11 protein-coding genes are annotated in these 17,272 nt (G+C 59.4%); 9 read left to right on the top strand and 2 right to left on the bottom strand.

Translation table 11 applies throughout. The annotated features are described in order from the left end of the window. The first annotated feature begins 187 nt into the window (after nucleotides 1-187). The 6 genes from DC28_RS05795 to DC28_RS05765 all read left to right on the top strand — a co-directional run bounded on the left by DC28_RS05795 (nucleotide 188) and on the right by DC28_RS05765 (nucleotide 11,672). Complete coding sequence (locus tag DC28_RS05795) at nucleotides 188-3,466, top strand: hypothetical protein (protein WP_052078517.1); 3,279 nt, start codon at nucleotides 188-190, stop codon at nucleotides 3,464-3,466. Beyond that, nucleotides 3,463-6,294: a GH36-type glycosyl hydrolase domain-containing protein gene (locus DC28_RS05790; RefSeq protein WP_037546793.1), complete on the top strand. Its 2,832-nt coding sequence runs from the start codon at nucleotides 3,463-3,465 to the stop codon at nucleotides 6,292-6,294. The genes DC28_RS05795 and DC28_RS05790 overlap by 4 nt, the downstream gene beginning before the upstream one ends. After that, nucleotides 6,291-6,692 (top strand): cupin domain-containing protein, encoded by a 402-nt coding sequence (locus tag DC28_RS05785; RefSeq protein WP_037546792.1) that lies wholly within the window; start codon nucleotides 6,291-6,293, stop codon nucleotides 6,690-6,692. Before DC28_RS05790 ends, DC28_RS05785 begins: the two co-directional genes overlap by 4 nt. Nucleotides 6,693-6,695: 3 nt before the next feature. After that, nucleotides 6,696-8,606, top strand: a complete 1,911-nt coding sequence (locus DC28_RS05780; protein WP_037546791.1) for a methyl-accepting chemotaxis protein — start codon at nucleotides 6,696-6,698, stop codon at nucleotides 8,604-8,606. Further along, nucleotides 8,603-9,475, top strand: a complete 873-nt coding sequence (locus DC28_RS05775) for a glycoside hydrolase family 16 protein (protein ID WP_081941992.1) — start codon at nucleotides 8,603-8,605, stop codon at nucleotides 9,473-9,475. The genes DC28_RS05780 and DC28_RS05775 overlap by 4 nt, the downstream gene beginning before the upstream one ends. Nucleotides 9,476-9,809: 334 nt before the next feature. After that, nucleotides 9,810-11,672: a methyl-accepting chemotaxis protein gene (locus DC28_RS05765; protein WP_037546788.1), complete on the top strand. Its 1,863-nt coding sequence runs from the start codon at nucleotides 9,810-9,812 to the stop codon at nucleotides 11,670-11,672. A gap of 44 nt (nucleotides 11,673-11,716) precedes the next feature. On the opposite strand, the gene DC28_RS05760 is transcribed toward DC28_RS05765, so the two are convergent. Beyond that, nucleotides 11,717-12,553 (bottom strand): sugar phosphate isomerase/epimerase family protein, encoded by an 837-nt coding sequence (locus DC28_RS05760; RefSeq protein WP_037546786.1) that lies wholly within the window; start codon nucleotides 12,551-12,553, stop codon nucleotides 11,717-11,719. A 34-nt stretch (nucleotides 12,554-12,587) separates the two neighbouring features. On the opposite strand from DC28_RS05760, the gene DC28_RS05755 reads away from it, so the two are divergent. Then, nucleotides 12,588-13,901: a glycoside hydrolase family 28 protein gene (locus DC28_RS05755; protein WP_052078516.1), complete on the top strand. Its 1,314-nt coding sequence runs from the start codon at nucleotides 12,588-12,590 to the stop codon at nucleotides 13,899-13,901. A gap of 163 nt (nucleotides 13,902-14,064) precedes the next feature. Here DC28_RS05755 and DC28_RS05750 read toward each other — a convergent pair whose 3' ends face one another. Then, on the bottom strand, nucleotides 14,065-15,039 hold the full coding sequence (locus DC28_RS05750) for a bifunctional 4-hydroxy-2-oxoglutarate aldolase/2-dehydro-3-deoxy-phosphogluconate aldolase (RefSeq protein WP_238565777.1): 975 nt from the start codon (nucleotides 15,037-15,039) through the stop codon (nucleotides 14,065-14,067). 111 nt (nucleotides 15,040-15,150) lie between these two features. Here DC28_RS05750 and DC28_RS05745 point away from each other — a divergent pair, with 111 nt between their 5' ends. Beyond that, nucleotides 15,151-16,197 carry a sugar kinase gene (locus tag DC28_RS05745; protein ID WP_037546784.1) on the top strand — a complete coding sequence of 349 codons (1,047 nt, stop codon included), beginning with the start codon at nucleotides 15,151-15,153 and terminating at the stop codon, nucleotides 16,195-16,197. A gap of 107 nt (nucleotides 16,198-16,304) precedes the next feature. Next, entirely contained in the window at nucleotides 16,305-17,141 is an 837-nt protein-coding gene (gene kduI, locus DC28_RS05740) for a 5-dehydro-4-deoxy-D-glucuronate isomerase (RefSeq protein ID WP_037546782.1), read from the top strand. Nucleotides 17,142-17,272 lie beyond the last annotated feature (131 nt).

Below are 17,272 nucleotides of genomic sequence, written 5' to 3'. Positions count from 1 at the left end.
GCCTAGGGCAGGTGGAGGAGTATGCTCCGGGACTATTCGCACTTATGTTCCCGGTGAAAAACCGTCATCCGTCCATAGGCTTGCATACCAGGTTTTGCTTTACAGATGACTGGTTTTGCCGTAGTATGATAGTTGATAGAATAAACCAACCATTCCGGTGTTGCGGTATGGTTCCAAGGAATGATGTATGTATACCCTAGACAACGATGGAACAGTACAGATAAAGGATTACCAGCAGACCCCTGCCTTTGCCAGTTTTCTGCCAGGGATCAGCGGGCCCTTCGGAATTCCCCTGTGGGTTTTTTATGTAAACCGGGGCCAAGGGATCTGCAGTATCGGTTTGGATAATAAGGACGGGGCGATCCTGGAATTCCAGCCCGCTGTGAAGGCCTACCACGATGTGCATACCCTGGGGTTCCGGACCTTCTACCGGATCCATAAGGGGGTCGCCGGAGCCCCGCGGATGTTTGAGGCCTTTGCCGGGGGGGCACCCTCGGAGATGCATATCGGTCTGGACGGGCTGAGTATCCGGGATGCATCGGAGCCGCTCAGTACGAGGGTGGAGTATTCGACCCTCTTTGAACAGCCTGTGGCCGGTCTTATCCGGTCGGTAACGATTACTAATACCTCGGATGCGCCGGTATCCTTCGAGGTCCTGGACGGGCTGCCCCGGCTGGTTCCCTTCGGATCCAGCGACGAGGCTCTTAAGGATATGGCGAATACCCTGACGGGCTGGATGCTGGCCGAGGATATCCGGGGCAAGGGGTTGTATGCCCGGTTATCCAGTTCCACCGAGGATAAGACCCATGTGACAGAGCAGCACCAAGGAAATTACTTCTTCAGTTTCGTCGATATTCCCGGGGACGGGAATAGGGCGTCCGGGGCAGGGGTGGAGGAAGCCCTGGAACGGGTATTGCCCTGTATTGTAGATCCCGAACCGGTGTTTTCCCAGGATACCGGCTTTCGGACTCCCGAGGGATTTTACTCCAGAACCCTCCGAGATTTATTAGCCTGTCCCCAGGTGCGGGTCGGCAGATTTCCCTGCGGATTTTCAGCGGGCAGCTTTGATCTGACCGAAGGGCAGTCGGTAACCATCCATACCCTGGTGGGATCGGCTGATACCCCCGATCGGGTTGCCCGGCTGCTCCCCACCATCATGGCCTCGGGGTTCATTGAGGAAAACAGAAGGCAGAACCGTGCATTGATTAACCGGCTGGTACGTCCCATGACCGGTAAGACCGCCGATCCGGTGTTTAACCAGTACCTGAAGCAGACCCACCTGGATAATATCCTCCGGGGAGGCTATCCCTGGATGATTGGGACCGCCGGAGATACCGGTGAGTCCCGGGATGAAACCGCCGGTCCGGCTCAGTGGTACTACCTCTTCAGCCGGAAACACGGGGATCTGGAGCGGGATTATAATGCCTTCAATCTCCTGCCTGAGTATTACTCCCGGGGTTATGGGAACTATCGGGATGTAAATCAGAACCGGCGTCTGGATGTACAGTTCCATCCCGAGGTCGGTGATTCCATCATCCGGGAGTTTATGAGCCTCATCCAACCCGACGGCTACAACCCCCTGGTGGTGCGGGGCCGGGTCTTTCGGCTCTCCCCGGAAAAACGGTCCCCGGTCATGGATGCCCTGGGGATACATCCCCGGAAGGATACCGAGTTAGCGGGCATGCTCGCCCGGGATTTCACGCCCGGGGAGGCGGCGCGCCTCCTGGAGATAAAGCACCTCCGGGACGGTAAAGAAGGAGTCACCGGGGAGGTAGCGGCCAGGAGCCGTATTGAGGAACAGCTTGGTCAGCTGCTCTCCCAGGCTGAGTCGGTGTTTACCAGTAACCACGGCGAGGGGTTTTGGGTCGACCACTGGACCTACACCCTGGATCTGATCGATAGCTTTCTAAGCGTGTATCCCGACGGGATGCAAGAATTGTTCTTCGGGACTCCTGTGTACGGGTATACGAGCCCCGGTGCCAAGGTGTTGCCCCGCAGCAAGCGTTACACCCTGGTGGACGGCCAGGTGCTTCAGCTCCACGGGGTGGAGCACGGTGACGAGCCGGATGAGACGACCCTGATAACCCGGGAGGATGGCGGGGTGTTCACCAGCACCCTGGCGGAGAAACTTCTGGTGCTTCTGGGAGTAAAGCTCACCACCCTGGACGCCCAGGGGATCGGTATAGAGATGGAGGCCGGGAAGCCCGGCTGGTATGACGCATTAAACGGGTTGCCGGCCCTCTTCGGTTCATCTACCTCCGAGACTGCTGAGCTCTACCGCCTTGCGGTGATGCTGGAAGAGAGTCTGGAAGCCGGGGGTGACGGTGTGAGGGTGGAGATACCGGTTCTTGCGGGAAATCTGTGGCGCGGAACCCTGGGGGCTCTGGACGAGCTGGCCAAGGGCGGGTTGACCCGGTTCGCCTACTGGGACCGGGTGAGTACCCTCCGGGAAGAGTACCGGGAAGGGGTGTACCGCCGGTTCCCTGGTGAGATGGAATGCCTGGAGGGGCCGGTTCTCCGGGAATGGGTGGCTGCGGCCAGAACGGAACTCGGCCGCGCCATGGACAGGGCAAGGGCTGTTCGAAGGGACGGCCTGGTGCCTACCTACTTTATCGGCCGGGCGGTGGACTGGGATACAGAGTCCGACGGTCAGGGAGGCAGTCGAATCACCCTGAAAGATATTGAATACACCCCCATGCCCCTATTTTTAGAGGGAATCGTAAAGCAGGCAAAGATTGCCGGGGACGGGGCTTCGGTGGCAGGAATCCTGGAACGGATTAAGTCCACAGGGCTCTACGATGAGGTGCTGGGTATGTACAAGGTCAATGAGTCCTTGGCGGAGCAGCCGAACCAAATCGGACGGGCCCGGGCCTTTACACCAGGGTGGCTGGAGAACGAATCGGTTTGGCTGCACATGGAGTATAAGTTCCTCCTGGAGTTGTTGAAGGCCGGGCTTGGCCGGGAATTCTGGCAGGAGGCCCGGAAGGCCCTGGTGCCGTTTCTAAACCCGGTGATGTACGGACGCAGCACCACGGAGAATTCCTCCTTTATTGTGTCCAGCGTGCATCCCGATGTGCGCCTGCACGGCAGGGGCTTCGTCGCCCGGTTGTCGGGGTCGACGGCAGAGTTTTTAGAGATGTGGCAGGTTGCCCTGTGGGGGAGGAAACCCTTCTCCCTGGAAGACGGGCAGCTCTGTTTCCAGGTTCGGCCTCAGCTGCCCGGCTGGCTTTTTTCCGAGGACGGGGTGATTGAGGCCTACCTTCTGGGCCGGATACGGGTGCTGTTAAGGGTACGCCCCGGGGGGGATGTGTATCTGGGGGATGAGCCGGTTTCCTACCGGCTGCATTACCGGGACGGCAGCATTGAAACCATGCCCGGCCCCAAACTGCTGGGGGCCAAGGCACAGGATATCCGGGGCGCGAATCTGACGGCCATGGAGATCCTTTTTGAAGGAGCGGCGGTATGACCAACCAATACACGGAGAATGGACGGTTCTCCCAGGATAATCCCGAGGCCATTCGGGGCATCTACTTCCCCCTGATGAATGCCCGGGGGTACAAGGCTGTTATTACCCCCCGGGGTAAGGGAGATGCAAAGCTGGATCAGAATAGCTTCCTCTTTCCCCCGGTGAGCGAGCAGGATGTCATAAACGGTCCCGCCGCCCGAAACCTCTGGGTGCATGTACCCGGGGTAGGGTCGTGGTCGGTCTTCGCCCATGAGGGGGATGGGGTCCACGATCCCGGGTCGGAGTCCAGGCTCGAGGCCGGGATGCTTTGGTACCGATTGATCCGTACCAATCGGCTCCTGGGGCTGAAGGCCGTGGCGGATTTCTTCTCTCCCGCCGAGGGCGGGTTGTTGGAATGTGCCGGGGTGGAAATCAGCAATATCAGCGGTGAGGACCGGGAGATCGTGGTAACCGGGGCCTACATGCTCTACGGCCGCAGCGCCGATTCGGTCCGGGACCACCGTCATGTAACCAGTCTCTTGAACCGGGCATGGGTTTTGGAGGATGGGGTGATTCTCCGGCCAACCCTCTCCTTTGACGAGCGGGGTCACAATCCGAATGCCATGTGCTACTACGGATTGGCGGCGGGATGGTACCAGGGGTCCAGGATGGCCGTGGACGGATTTTTTGCCGATCAGGCCGATTTTACCGGGGAGGCGGGCTGTATGCAGTTCCCCCAGGCGGTCCTGGATAATACCCCTGCCCCGGCTGGTCCGGGGGACCGGGTGGACGGAGTGGAAACCCTGGCGGGCTTCCGATTCGCCCCCCAGAGCCTTGCTTCGGGACAGGCTCTGACCATAACCATGGTTGCAGGCCTGGGCGAGTACCCGGGTCGGATGGAAAACCCCGGGCCGGCAGAACTATTACAGGAGCCCCGGAACCTCCTGGATGTTCAAGCCCAGCGCCGGGCTCTCCAAGATACCGAGCAGTACTGGCTTGCCCAAATCCGGCGGATGCGCATCCGGACGGGGACCCAGGAGCTGGACTCCTGGCTCGCCTGGGTCGCCCTCCAGCCCACCATGCGCCGAATCTTCGGCTGTTCGTTCATGCCCCATCATGATTACGGCCGGGGAGGCAGGGGATGGCGGGACCTCTGGCAGGACTGTCTTGCCCTGCTCCTGACCGAACCCGAACAGGTGTCAGATCTTTTGTACCACAACTTTGCGGGAGTGCGGATAGACGGAAGCAATGCTACCATTATCGGGGACAAACCCGGAGAGTTCTTGGCGGACCGGAACAATATTCCCCGACTCTGGATGGACCACGGGGCTTGGCCTCTCTTGACCCTGGAACTCTACCTGGATCAGACCGGGGATTTCCCCTTTCTCCTGCGCCGGCAGAGCTATTTTCAGGATCAGCACACCCACCGCTGCACCAAGGTTTCCGATGCCTGGAGCCCTCAAAACGGCCTCGTCCTGAAAACCCGGTTGGGTGGAAAGGAGCACCAGGGATCCGTTCTTGAGCATGTATTGGTTCAGCACCTCACCGCCTACCACGCCGCCGGGGAGTCCGGCAGCCTGTCCCTGGAAGGAGCCGACTGGAACGACGGAATGGACATGGCCCGGAACCGGGGCGAGAGCGTGGCCTTTACGGCCCTGTACGGGAAAAACCTTATTTCTCTATCCCGGCTTGTCCGGGAACTGGAGCGCCGGTCCCTGGCGGAATCCTTCGTACTGCCCAAGGAACTCCAGGTGTTACTCCGCGGCCAGGACGGGGTTGATGTTCCCCCCATGTCTCCCCGGCTGCGGCGCCAGCGCTTAGAGGAGTATTGCGATTTGGTGGCCCGGGGACTTTCCGGGGATACCATCGTAATGTCCGCATCGGGGATTGCCCGGATTCTTGCGGAGATGGGCGAGAACCTCTTGGCCCAGGTTGGAGGCCAGGAGTTCTTTGAGCAGGGGGATTATTCCTGGTTCAACGGATACTACGATGATCACCACCGCCGCCTGGAGCAGCCCTCGGGGAATCCCCAGGAGGAGCCGAATATAACCCTCACGGGCCAGACCTTTCCGATCATGGCCGGAGTACCCGGACCGGAGCAGGTGCAGGCCGTGGTCGACACGGTCCGCCGGCGGCTTTGGGACGATGATCTCGGCGGGGTGCGCTTAAACAGCGACTTCAAGGTGGTCAAGCTGGATATGGGGCGTCTCTTCGGGTTCGCCTACGGCCATAAGGAGAACGGGGCAATGTTCAGCCACATGGCGGTGATGTACGCCTACGGTCTTTACGCCTGGCCGGACAGGCTGCTTTCCGGGGCGTCTAACGGAGATGGGCAGGGTAATCAGCTATTCCAAGCCGTCCGGGATCTGAACCGGGAGGCGGAGAGGGTCCTGCTCTCGATCTGGGACCATACCCGTAAGGCGGACCTGAACCGTCTGTACCCGGGGATTCCCGAATACATCAATCAGCAGGGCCGGGGCATGTACCCCTACCTGACCGGGTCGGCCAGTTGGTACATGCTGACCCTGCTAACCCAGACCCTGGGGATCCGCGGGCTGCGGGGGGATGTGTTAATCCGCCCCCGGTTTACCCGGGCCCTGGTAGATGATCGGGGCGTGCTTGAAGCCGACATCTACCTTGCCGGCAGGGACATCACCCTGCGGTACCTGGTTCCCGAGAAGGATCCCTCGGCTGGAGATTACCGGATAACCCGGATAACCCTCCAGGGAAGAGACATGGAAATCGCCCCTGATCAAAAACCGGGCCGGGGGGTGACTATCCCGGCGTCCCTGGTAACCGCCGCCGACCCCGGCGCCGAAACCCTGCTCATGGAGGTGACCGTCCAATGATCCAACAGCATCCCATACAGGCCCAGGGCTACCTGCCCCTCATCGATTTCCAGACCTGGCGGGTGGCTGTTCTTACAGACTGCCAGGACCTGGAGGTGCAGAACCTCAAGACCATGCAGCGTCACGACCAGACCGACGAGGTTTTTGTGCTCTTGGAGGGTCGCTGCATCCTCTTTGAATCCGAAGGACCCGGACAGGCCGTCCAGGCCCTGAATATGGAGCCCTTAGTGGCCTACAATGTGAAGCGCGGGACCTACCACACCCACACCCTGAGTCCAGGCAGCAGGGTGCTGATCGTGGAGAATCAGGACACCGGGGACCACAACAGTCCGCTAATTACCATGACGGCCGACCAGCGCGCCGAGATCGCCGGGCTTACCGCTGAGCTTTGGGGGTAAACCATGTCCATTCGCCTCCGTCTGACCCTGACCATCGCTATGCTATCCGCTCTGCTTACCGGCGCCCTCCTGGGCGTCAGTATTTTTACCGGCCAGAGGACCCGGGCCATTGAGGCCGAGCTGCCGGTGATTCAGGGGATGGGATCCCAGGCCTTGGGATTCAGTCTTGAGGTGATTCGACTGCCCACCGAAAAGTTCATCTATCGGCTTTCCGAATACCGCCGCAGCCGGGACCGTCTGGTTGAGTCGGTGGAAAACCTTGAGACCCTGGAGGTTGTTCCCCGGCTGACCGGCGAGAACCAGGAAAGGCTTCAAACCCTGATCCGCCAGCGGGATACCATGCTGCGCCGGCTGCGGGATACCGACCGGAGCATCGCTAATACCGAGGGGTACATCCAGGGAACCAGCTTTGTCAGCTACCTGCGCCTCATTGATACCACCATCGAGGGCGCGGCGGTTATTCCTCCGGGCATCCGCTCCGCCGCCGCCCAGGCCATCGAAGACCTTTCGGCCCTGGCCACCATGCTCTCCTCCTTTGTCTCCGGGCTTTCCAGCCTGGAGCAGGAGGTCCAGGTTCAGCGGGGGAGAATTATCGTTCAAAATCAGGTGATCACCTACCTCTTCGCGGGGATTTTCTTTGTATTCCTTACCCTGGCCGGATTCCTCCTGGCCAATCCCCTGGCAAAGGGTATTACCTATCTGGAGTCCCGGGTTTCCCAGGTTAGCCAGGGTGATTTGACTGCGGATTTCTCCCTGAACCGCAGGGATGAACTGGGAAATCTCGCCAGGCACATGAGCCTGTTCCTCTCCGGACTCGTAGGGACCATGGCCGCCATGAAGGAGGTCACCTCCCAGGCAGCCCTGGCAGCCAATGAAACCAGCCGGGCCATGGCCCTGGGGGTAACGGGATTCGAGGAGATTCAGGGTAGTATCCAGAATCTCGAGACCCAGTCGAAACGGATTGCCGAGCTCAGCTGCACCGCCGAAGATCAGTTTTCAGCCTTTTTAGACATCCAAAAAAGCTTTCAGGACACCATTCTGAACCAAACCGCCGCTATTGAAGAGGTTTCGGCCTCCTTCGAGCAGATGGGCAGTCAGGTGCAAAAGGTGCAGCGCCGGGTTCAAACCAGTACCGAGCTCATGGATACCCTCACCTCCACGGCGGATACCGGAAGCCGGCTCAACGATGATACCCTCCAGGCCATCCAGGAGGTCGAGCTGGACGCCCAGAGAATTGAAGAATTCCTTGGGGTTATCCGGAATATTGCCGAGCAGACCAATCTCCTGGCCATGAACGCCGCCATCGAGGCAGCCCATGCCGGAGAGGCAGGACGCGGGTTTGCCGTAGTAGCCGAGGAAATCCGTAAACTGGCGGACAACTCCCAGGAGCAGGCCGAACTCATCGATACGGTTACCCGTACCATCCGCCAGCGGTCCCGGGATGCAGCCGCCAAGGCCGGGGACAATCACCACCAGTTCCTGCAGATCGTTGAGCAGATCGGCACCCTGAATACCACCAATACCCAGATAGACCAGGGGGTTGCAGAGTTTACCCAGGGCACCGGGGAGATCCAGTCCGCCCTTCAGAACATCAACCGTTCCGCCCAGGATATCCGGGACAAGGTAACCGGTATTCTCCAGGAGGGGCAGGCAAATCTTCAATCCCTTACGGAAATCCGGTCGGTGAGCACCGAGTTTCTCGGATTCCTGGGCGGAATCGAAAACCGGACCACCGAGCTCTTCGGGGTGCTCCGGGACCTGGACCGGCGGCAGAAGGATGTCCAAGGATCGGCTGATACCCTCTCCAGCCAGCTCGCCGGCTTTACCCTGCCCGGCGAGGTACCAGCAGCGTCCCCTGGAGAGGGTAGGAGTCCTGAAGAGCAATTTGAAGCATTTCAAGAGAAAGAGGTATGACTATGAAAACACAGAGTGTTCCCAAGCGGGCCAACCGGGTTACTACAGCGGGTTGGCTGATCCTAGGACTGATGGGGATCGTTGTTCTGGCCGGGGGTCTTACCTCCTGCGCCAGCACACCCCAAGCCCAGGTGGAGGACCCCGACTCCTGGCAGTTGGTGTGGAGCGACGAGTTTGAATACACCGGTTCGCCGGATCCGGAGAAGTGGTTCCATGAGGTGCTGCCCCCCGGGGCCTATAACCGTGAGCTCCAGGCCTACACGAATAAAGAGGCTAATTCCAGGGTGGAGGACGGCAAGCTGATCATTCAGGCCCATCCCATTCCCGGAACCCAGCGGGGCTATACCAGCGCCAGAATAACCACCCGGATCAGCCACCACATGTATCTGGGCCGGATCGAGGTCAGGGCGAAGCTGCCCGATGCCCTGGGAAGCTGGCCTGCAATCTGGATGCTTCCGGTCAGTACTGTAGGCCGGACGGGCTGGCCCCACAGCGGGGAGATTGACATTATGGAGCACGTGGGATATGAAACGGGAGTTGTCCACTCTTCTGTGCATACCTCAAAATATAACTGGCCCAACGGCAACCACCATACCGCCACCATCGATGTTCCCGAGGTTGCCCAGGCCTTTCATACCTATGCCATGGAATGGACCGAGGACTACCTGGATTTCTTTGTAGATGATCAACTGATTACCCGGTATGAGAACGAGGGAAGCGGCTGGGAGGCCTGGCCCTTCGATGTACCCTTCTATTTGATCCTCAATGTTGCCGTGGGCGGTGAGTGGGGTGGTGCTCAGGGGGTTAACCGGAACGACTACCCCGACCAGATGGAGGTGGAGTGGGTGAGGATTTTCGCCCGCCGATAAGCCCAGAAGATGCTTCTGAGGGCCGTTCCCCGAGGGGATAGCCCCCGGGAGAGCCGGTTCATTGTAAACGTTTTCAATGATACCGGTATTATGTATACTAACAATGCGCCGGAACCCAGGTTCTGTCCCCCAACAGAATACCTCCTTACCCGGCGTAGTACATCTTGGCCGGCCCGATTTGCCTCGGGCCGGCCTTTTTTTAGGGGTTCACAGCCCCAGGAGCCTGCCCAACCGGGAAGACTGTATGATCGTATGTACTATCTACGGAATTCTGCAAAATCGGGTTTGAACAATGCAAAAGCTCCCAAATGAAACCGGTGTATCATGATTTTCTATGTCAATTACGCAAAAAATCAGCGCCCTGGTGGGCGGAACCCTGGCAGCGGTCATTCTAATAATCTTGGGGTACGGTGCTGCCAACCGGCCGGTGGAGCAGATCCGGGAAGAGCGCCGCATCTTGGATACTCTGGTTGTCGCCATGACTGCCCTGGATCTGGCCGGGAGCCGTCTATTTTTGGATATCTACATAGACAGCATTCCCCCCCTGGAACAAGCCCTGGCGGATCTGGACTCGGTGTTCCAGGAGATCAAGACCGTGTCTGCCATACCCGAGATCAGCGAGGATACCAGGAATGCACATCAGGGGATTGTAAACCTCTACGATCAGTTCTTCCGGGATGCCGGAACCTCCCTTTTGGAAGCAGCCCGGGATTTGGAACAGGTTGTCAGGGATAGTTTTGTGTCTCAGGCCAGTATTCCGGTACTGACCTGGTTTGAGAACGTAGGAGCGGATCTGGAACCATCCACCAGGAATGTGGCGAGGGTGAGGCTCTCCCTCTTCGGTCTACGGCGCCGTTACAGCGAACTCTCCTCAGCCCTCAGCCTGGGACGCCAGGTAAGCACCCGGCAGTTTGCTGTCATTGATCAGGCCATCCTTGAGGTGAACCGCCGAGCGCAAACTCTGGCCATAGGCGGGCTGGGGGCGGCGTTCTTGGGTATTGCCCTGGCCGCCCTGGGAACGGCTCGGCGTCTAACCCGGCCGCTCCGGGTCATTGAAGGAGGGGTGAACCGGATCGCTCAGGGGGATTTGACGGTCCAGGTTGAGGTGTCATCCCGGGATGAAATCGGACGCCTGGGGGATAATATGTCCAGGCTGCTTACCTCTCTCAGGGGATCCTTGGGGTCGATCCGGGAAATCTCCCGGCGGAGCAAGGCCCTGGAGGAGCAGCTGAACCATTCTCTGGTCCAGGCGTCCTCCAGCTCGGTGGAGATTGAGGCGAATATCCAGTCCATTGCCTCCCAAATGGCCCGTTTGGATGATGTATCCCGGGTAACCGATGAGAGCTCCCGGGAGGTTGATCAGGCTGTCCAGGCTGCCGCCCAGTCCGTAACCCGCCAGCGGGACCTGCATACCACTGCTGTTCAAACCCTCCGGGATATCCTTGATCTGGTTGGACAGATCTCAGACCACGTCCAGGCCACCTGGGATGCCTCCTTGGAACTCGTGGCCGCCTCCCGTCAGGGTCAGGCTGTGTTTGCCGACCTTCAAGAAAAACTCTCGGACATTACCGTTTCGGCTGTCAGCGTTCGCGAGATGGTAGGGATAGTCGGTGATATTGCCGAGAGGACCAATCTTCTGGCCATGAACGCCGCCATTGAAGCGGCCAGGGCGGGGGAATCGGGTCGGGGATTCGGGGTGGTCGCCGGAGAAATTCGACGGCTCGCTCAGGCCTCGGAACAGAGCACCCAGGGGATAGATGCCACGGTGAACCGGATTGTTCAGCGGATCCAGGAAGCAGACGCGGCGGGTGGCCAGACGGGCTTGGTATTTACCCAGATTTTTCAGGGGATCTCACGGGTTTCCCAGGCAGCGGAATCCAGCAGGAACCAGCTACGGGAGGTGGATGAAAGCGGGAAGGCGGTTTTGGAATCGGTGGAGGAATTGGAACGGCATTCCCTTCGGACCGCAAGGCAAACAGAAACGGTTCAGGAAGGAATGGGGGTGCTTTCCCAGCAGATTTCCCGGATTACCCGGGTAAGCAGCGAGGTTCATTCCAGTGTGGATGAGATTAGTACCGGCCTGGCCGGGATGGTCCAGGTCTTCCGGGAATCCGAACAGGTTTCCAAGACCATGGGTGAGCTGGGAACCCGGCTTTACCGGAGTGTGGAGTTCTTCCGTATTGGGGCAACGGAATAATCCAAAAATCCGGCATTCCCGCCCATGGTACGGGGCGGTAAAGGCTATGAGAATGACTCTAGGAATGCCTTTGCTTGGGGCAGAGACTCGGGGCTGGTGTTCTCCAGGAGCACATGGATGCCCGGTTTATGGGTCTTGATGAGCTTCATGAGCAGGGGATAATCCAGTTCTCCTGTACCGGCCGGGAGGGTCCCGATTTTTTGACCCCGGTGGATCCGGAAGTCCTTGGCGTGGATACAGACCATCTGCTCTCCGAAGGCCTGAAAGGCGGAGGTGAGAAAATCCGTCTGGTCGCCGATTCCCTGGGAGGGAATGAGGTTTACCGGGTCGAATATTATTTTCAGGTTCGGGTGATCCAGGGTTGTTAGGAGTTTGGCCGTTCTCTCAATGGTGGAGAGGGGGTGTTTATCTGCCACGGGCTCCAGGGCTGCAAAAACGCCGGCCTGGGCAGCCCGGGCGGCAAGAAATTCTGCCGATGAAAGCAATTCTGCAAAGGATTCGGCGCTTTGGGTGGCCGGGTGAGGGCTTCCGTCGCTGCTTTTATGCCCCGTTTCTGTGCCGACGATGGAACACCCGAAGTCCCGGGAAAATTGGAGATGCTCGGCAAACCGTTGGAGATGCTGGTTCCTGGTTTCTGGATCGGGGTGAATGAGGTTCACGTAGGACCCCAGGACGGCGATGGAGACCCCCCGGGCGGCGAGGGCGGACCGGACCGTCTGGGCGAACCCCGGACTGAGGGTTCCGGGTCTGTAGGGAAAGTCCGCAAGCGCCTTACTGAGGGCTAATTGGATACAACCCACCCCGGAGGCGTGAAGGGCGGAACTCAGCTGGGCAAGGTTCATGGTGCCCAGGTCGTGGGCCCGCATACCGATGGTAATCATGGCTTAAGACTATAAAAAATGGAAGGATGTTTCAATGTTGAATCTATGGGAGATCGGGGGAAAAGGAGACGGGAAGACGGATAACTCGGCGGTCTTTGCCAAGGCCTTTTCCGAACTCAAGGGCAGGCAGGGCGGCGAGCTGGTTATTCCCCGGGGGTTGTACCTTACCGGGCCATGGGAGCTACCGGGGGGCTGTACAATCACCCTGGAAAAGGAAGCAGTCATACAGTTTATTCCCGAGTTTTCCCGGTACACCCCGGTCTGGACCCGGTGGGAGGGGGTGGAGTGTTTCGCCATGAATCCCCTGATATTTGCCCGGAACAAGGCGGATATTACCCTTCGAGGCGAGGGGCGGATCGACGGGTCCGGTGCGCTCTGGTGGCAGCATCTGCGGTCCATCCGGGCTTCGGGACGGAGACAGCCCCAGCATCCCATAGAGATTGAACTGGCGGCGAAAAATCCAGGATATCTGAACCACCCCTCGGGGGGTGGAGGCAGGGAAACCCAGTTCTTGCGGCCCGCCCTGCTCCAGTTTTATGAGTGCCGGAATGTCCTGGTGGAGGGTATTACCCTGGAGAACTCCCCTTTTTGGAATACCCATCCGGTGTACTGCCGTGGCCTCACCTTTCGCGGTGTTACCTTCAGCAATCCCGCCGATGCACCCAACACCGACGGGCTGGACCTCGATTCTTGCGAGGATGTCCTGGTGGAGGCCTGTACCTTCCGGGTGGGGGATGACTGTCTGGCCCTGAAGTCCGGAGCGGGGGAGGACGGTCTCAGGGTCAACCGGCCCTGCCGGGACATCAGGATCCGGGACTGCACCATGTACGCAGGCCATGGAGGTATCGTCATCGGCAGTGAAACCGCCGGAGGGATTGAGCGGGTTGAGGTCCGGGATTGCACCATGGTGGATACCGACCGGGGGATCCGGATCAAAACCCGGCGGGGCAGGGGCGGGAAAATTCAGGGGCTTCGGTTTCGGAACATTTCAATAGATGGTTGTTTATGCCCCTTCGTGATAAATGCCTACTACCGCTGCGGTGCGGACGAGTCGGATCCGCGGTTGTTTTCCCTTGATCCCCAGGATCGGACCCCTGCGACCCCGGTGATCCGTGATATCCGGGTGGAGGGGCTATCGGCACGGAACTGCCGGGCAACCCTGGGGTTCATCGCCGGGCTGCCCGAATCACCGGTTACCGGCCTGGATATTCGGGATTACCGGGTATCCCTGAGTGCCGGGGATGGACAGGTTGAGCCGGGGCTGGCTGCAATGACCGCCGGGCTACCGGTCCTGACGAACCGGGAGCTTGCCAAGTTTTTTGTGGAAGAGCCCGGACTGGGTGACTAGTCCGGGCCGGGTTGCTGGGGCTGGAGGCCATGGTCCGGGGTCTTGGGGGCTTGGGGTTTTGGGACGGGATCTGGCCGGCCGTTCTCCTGCCTGAGACCGCCTGACCCCGGGTGCCCAGGGGATCATCCGGCCACGAGCCCGGGGCACCGGGAGATTCGGCGTGTTAGGCCTGGAGCAGGTGGATGGCGAAGCCGGCGACCTCGGGCTCGAGGTAGAGGGCAATGAGCCGTCCGTCCTTGTACTTGGCGGTTTCGTCCTGGGTGGTGAAGCCCAGGGCATGGAGAAAGGCCGCCGCCCGGGGGATGTTGTGGGTACGGATGGCTAGGTGGCCATGACTGCCCCGGTAGGGTGCCTTCATGATTTCCAGGAACTCAGAGGCGAAGTAGGAGGTGGCGCCTTGGCTTACCGGAAAGCCGAGGCTTGAGAAGAACCGGGCAATGGAGCTGCTATGCTGCTCGCCGTCGCTGTTTATGCCCAGATGAGCGAAGGAGAAGCCCTGAAGGCTGGTGCGGGCCTCCCGGCAGAGCCCGGCGATCTCATCCCAGGACCGGGATTCAACGGCCTTCCCGGGGACCATCCAGCTGCCTCCTATTGCGAGGATGCTGGGGATTTTTGCATAATCACCCAGATTTTTGGGGGAGATCCCCCCGGTGGGCATGAACCGGACCTGGGGGAAGGGGGCTGCCAGGGCCTTAATCATGGCCGCGCCCCCTGATGCCTCGGCGGGAAAGAACTTGAGGGTGGTCAGGCCGGCTTCCAGGGCAGCCTCAATGCCTCCGGGGTTGTTGATGCCCGGAATTACCGGGACGTTCTGTTCCCGGCAATAATCCACCACCCGGGGGTTGAATCCCGGGCTCACGATGAACCGGGCTCCGGCTTGGATTGCCTGCTTGGCGAGGTCGCGGTTGATTACTGTGCCTGCACCTACCAGGACCTCCGGGACCTCCTGGGCCATGGTCCGGATGCCATCCGCGGCTGCAGGGGTCCGAAAGGTGATCTCGGCCACGGGAATGCCGCCCCGGACCAGGGCGGTTCCCAGGCCCTTGGCATCTCCGGCGTCCTGGATGGTAACCACCGGCACAAGACCGGTGGTGAAAAGCTGCTGTTCCATATCTGTCAAATCGGTGATGGTGTTCATGTGTGTTCCTCCATGGATTCGTTTATGGAACCATTGTAGCGCAGATTGGTAAAAAATGAAACAATGTTTCAAAAAACTTGACGAACCGGGAAAGAGGGGTATAATGAGGGTATGAATACCAAAGAAAAACGGGTTGTAACCCTTGGAGAAATAATGCTTCGGCTCAAATCGCCGGGCCATGAGCGGTTTTTTCAGTCCCCGGCCCTGGAGGCAAGCTTCGGCGGCGGGGAATCGAATGTGGCGGTGTCCTTGAGTATTTTGGGGATCCCCTCTCGGTTTGTATCGGTGGTGCCTGATCATGATATCGGGACTGCAGCCCTGGGAGAACTACAGCGTTTTGGGGTGGATGTCTCCTTCGTCCGCCGGGGCCCGGGCCGATTGGGGATCTATTTTTTAGAGACCGGGGCGAATCAACGGCCCAGCAAGGTTATTTACGACCGCGAAGAAACCGGGATCTCCCGGGTCCGCCCCGGGGACTTTGAGTGGGAGGATATATTCAGGGATGCCCGGTGGTTCCACATTACCGGGATTACCCCGGCCCTGAGCCAGAGTGCTGCAGATACCGCCCTGGAGGCGGTGCAGCAGGCTAGTCAGCGGGGTGTTCCGGTTTCCATAGACCTTAACTTCCGGAAAAAGCTCTGGAACTACGGAAAGTCTGCCCCGGAGGTTATGGCGGGTATTACCCAGTATGCCGATGTGGTCATTGCTAATGAGGAGGATATCCAGCTCTGTCTGGGAATATCCGCCCAGGGCCTTGATGTGACCCAGGGACATTTGGATGCGGCGGTGTATGAGGATCTGGCCGGCCGGGTGAAGCAAGCCTACCCGGGAGTCAAGACCGTGGCTATTACCATGCGCCAGAGTATTTCAGCGGATAAAAACGGATGGTCCGCTGCCCTGGCCGGGCCGGAGGGTTTTACCGTGAGCCGTAAGTACGCCATTGATGACATTATCGACCGGGTAGGGGGGGGAGACAGCTTCAGCGCCGGTTTGATCTTCGGCTTGCTGGAGTTCCCCGGGGATCAGGAGCGGGTAATTAATTTCGCCGTGGCGGCTTCTGCCCTGAAGCACTCCATACCCGGGGATTTTAATCTGGCACAGCGCCAGGAGGTAGAGACCTTAGCCGGTGGCGACGGATCCGGCCGGGTTCAGCGGTAGCAGGCGGGAGATGGAAAAACGGTCCGGCCGGGGTTTTAAAATCCGCCGGATGAGGGCCGGGCATGTGAATCACCCTAGACCCTGATAACAATAAAAAGGAGAAGTGTATGAGCCTTGATATTCGATATGCCAATCATCCCGAGGATGCCAGGGGGTACGATACCCAGCAGCTTCGGGATCATTTTCTGGTGGACCACGTGTTTGTGCCTGATGAGATTTCCCTGACCTATAGCCACGTAGACCGGGTTGTCTTCGGGGGGGCGGCGCCGGTGGAAGCGGAGCTTGCCCTGAGGGGCGGGAAGGATTTTGGTACGGATGTGTTTCTGGAACGCCGGGAGTTGGGGGTAATTTGTATCGCCGGCCGGGGTGTGGTGACGGCCCAGGGGAAGGAGTACGAGCTGTCCAAGGGGGACGGGATGTACATCGGCATGGGGACCCAGTCGGTGAGCTTTAAGGCGGTTTCAGGCAGCCAGGCGCCCCTCTTCTACCTGATGAGCAGCCCCGCCCACCAGAGCTACCCCACGGTCCGCATTACCAAGGACCAGGCGAATCCCCGCACCCTGGGATCCCGGGAGAGTTTGAATGTCCGCACAATCTACCAGTATGTCCATCCCGCGGTGTGTAAGAGCTGTCAGCTTTCCATGGGCATGACGGTTCTGGAAGAGGGCAGTGTGTGGAATACCATGCCCTGCCACACCCACGAGCGCCGCATGGAGGTTTACTTCTACTTTGACATGGATGCCCAGACCCGGGTGTTCCATCTCCACGGCCAGCCCCGGGAGACCCGGCACATCGTTATGGCTAACCAGCAGGCGGTGATCTCGCCGTCCTGGTCCATTCACTCCGGGGTCGGAACCGGAAAATACACCTTTATATGGGGAATGGCTGGGGAAAACCAGACCTTTGACGACATGGATCATGTGGATATGGCGGACCTGCGGTAAGCACGGTTCCTTGGGGCAATGGGGTGTTTTGGTCCCAGGTTCGGTTTGTGAGCTGATGCGGCCGTGGTTGGGAACCCAAGCCCGAGGGTGCACGAGCCTGCCGGTGTCTTAGTAGGTTGCACTGTAAAACG

Origin of the sequence: Spirochaeta lutea, from assembly GCF_000758165.1 — a bacterium.
Lineage (GTDB): Bacteria > Spirochaetota > Spirochaetia > DSM-27196 > Salinispiraceae > Spirochaeta_D > Spirochaeta_D lutea.
The sequence above is the reverse complement of the archived record's forward strand: the minus strand, read 5'-3'. Positions and strand labels throughout refer to the sequence as shown.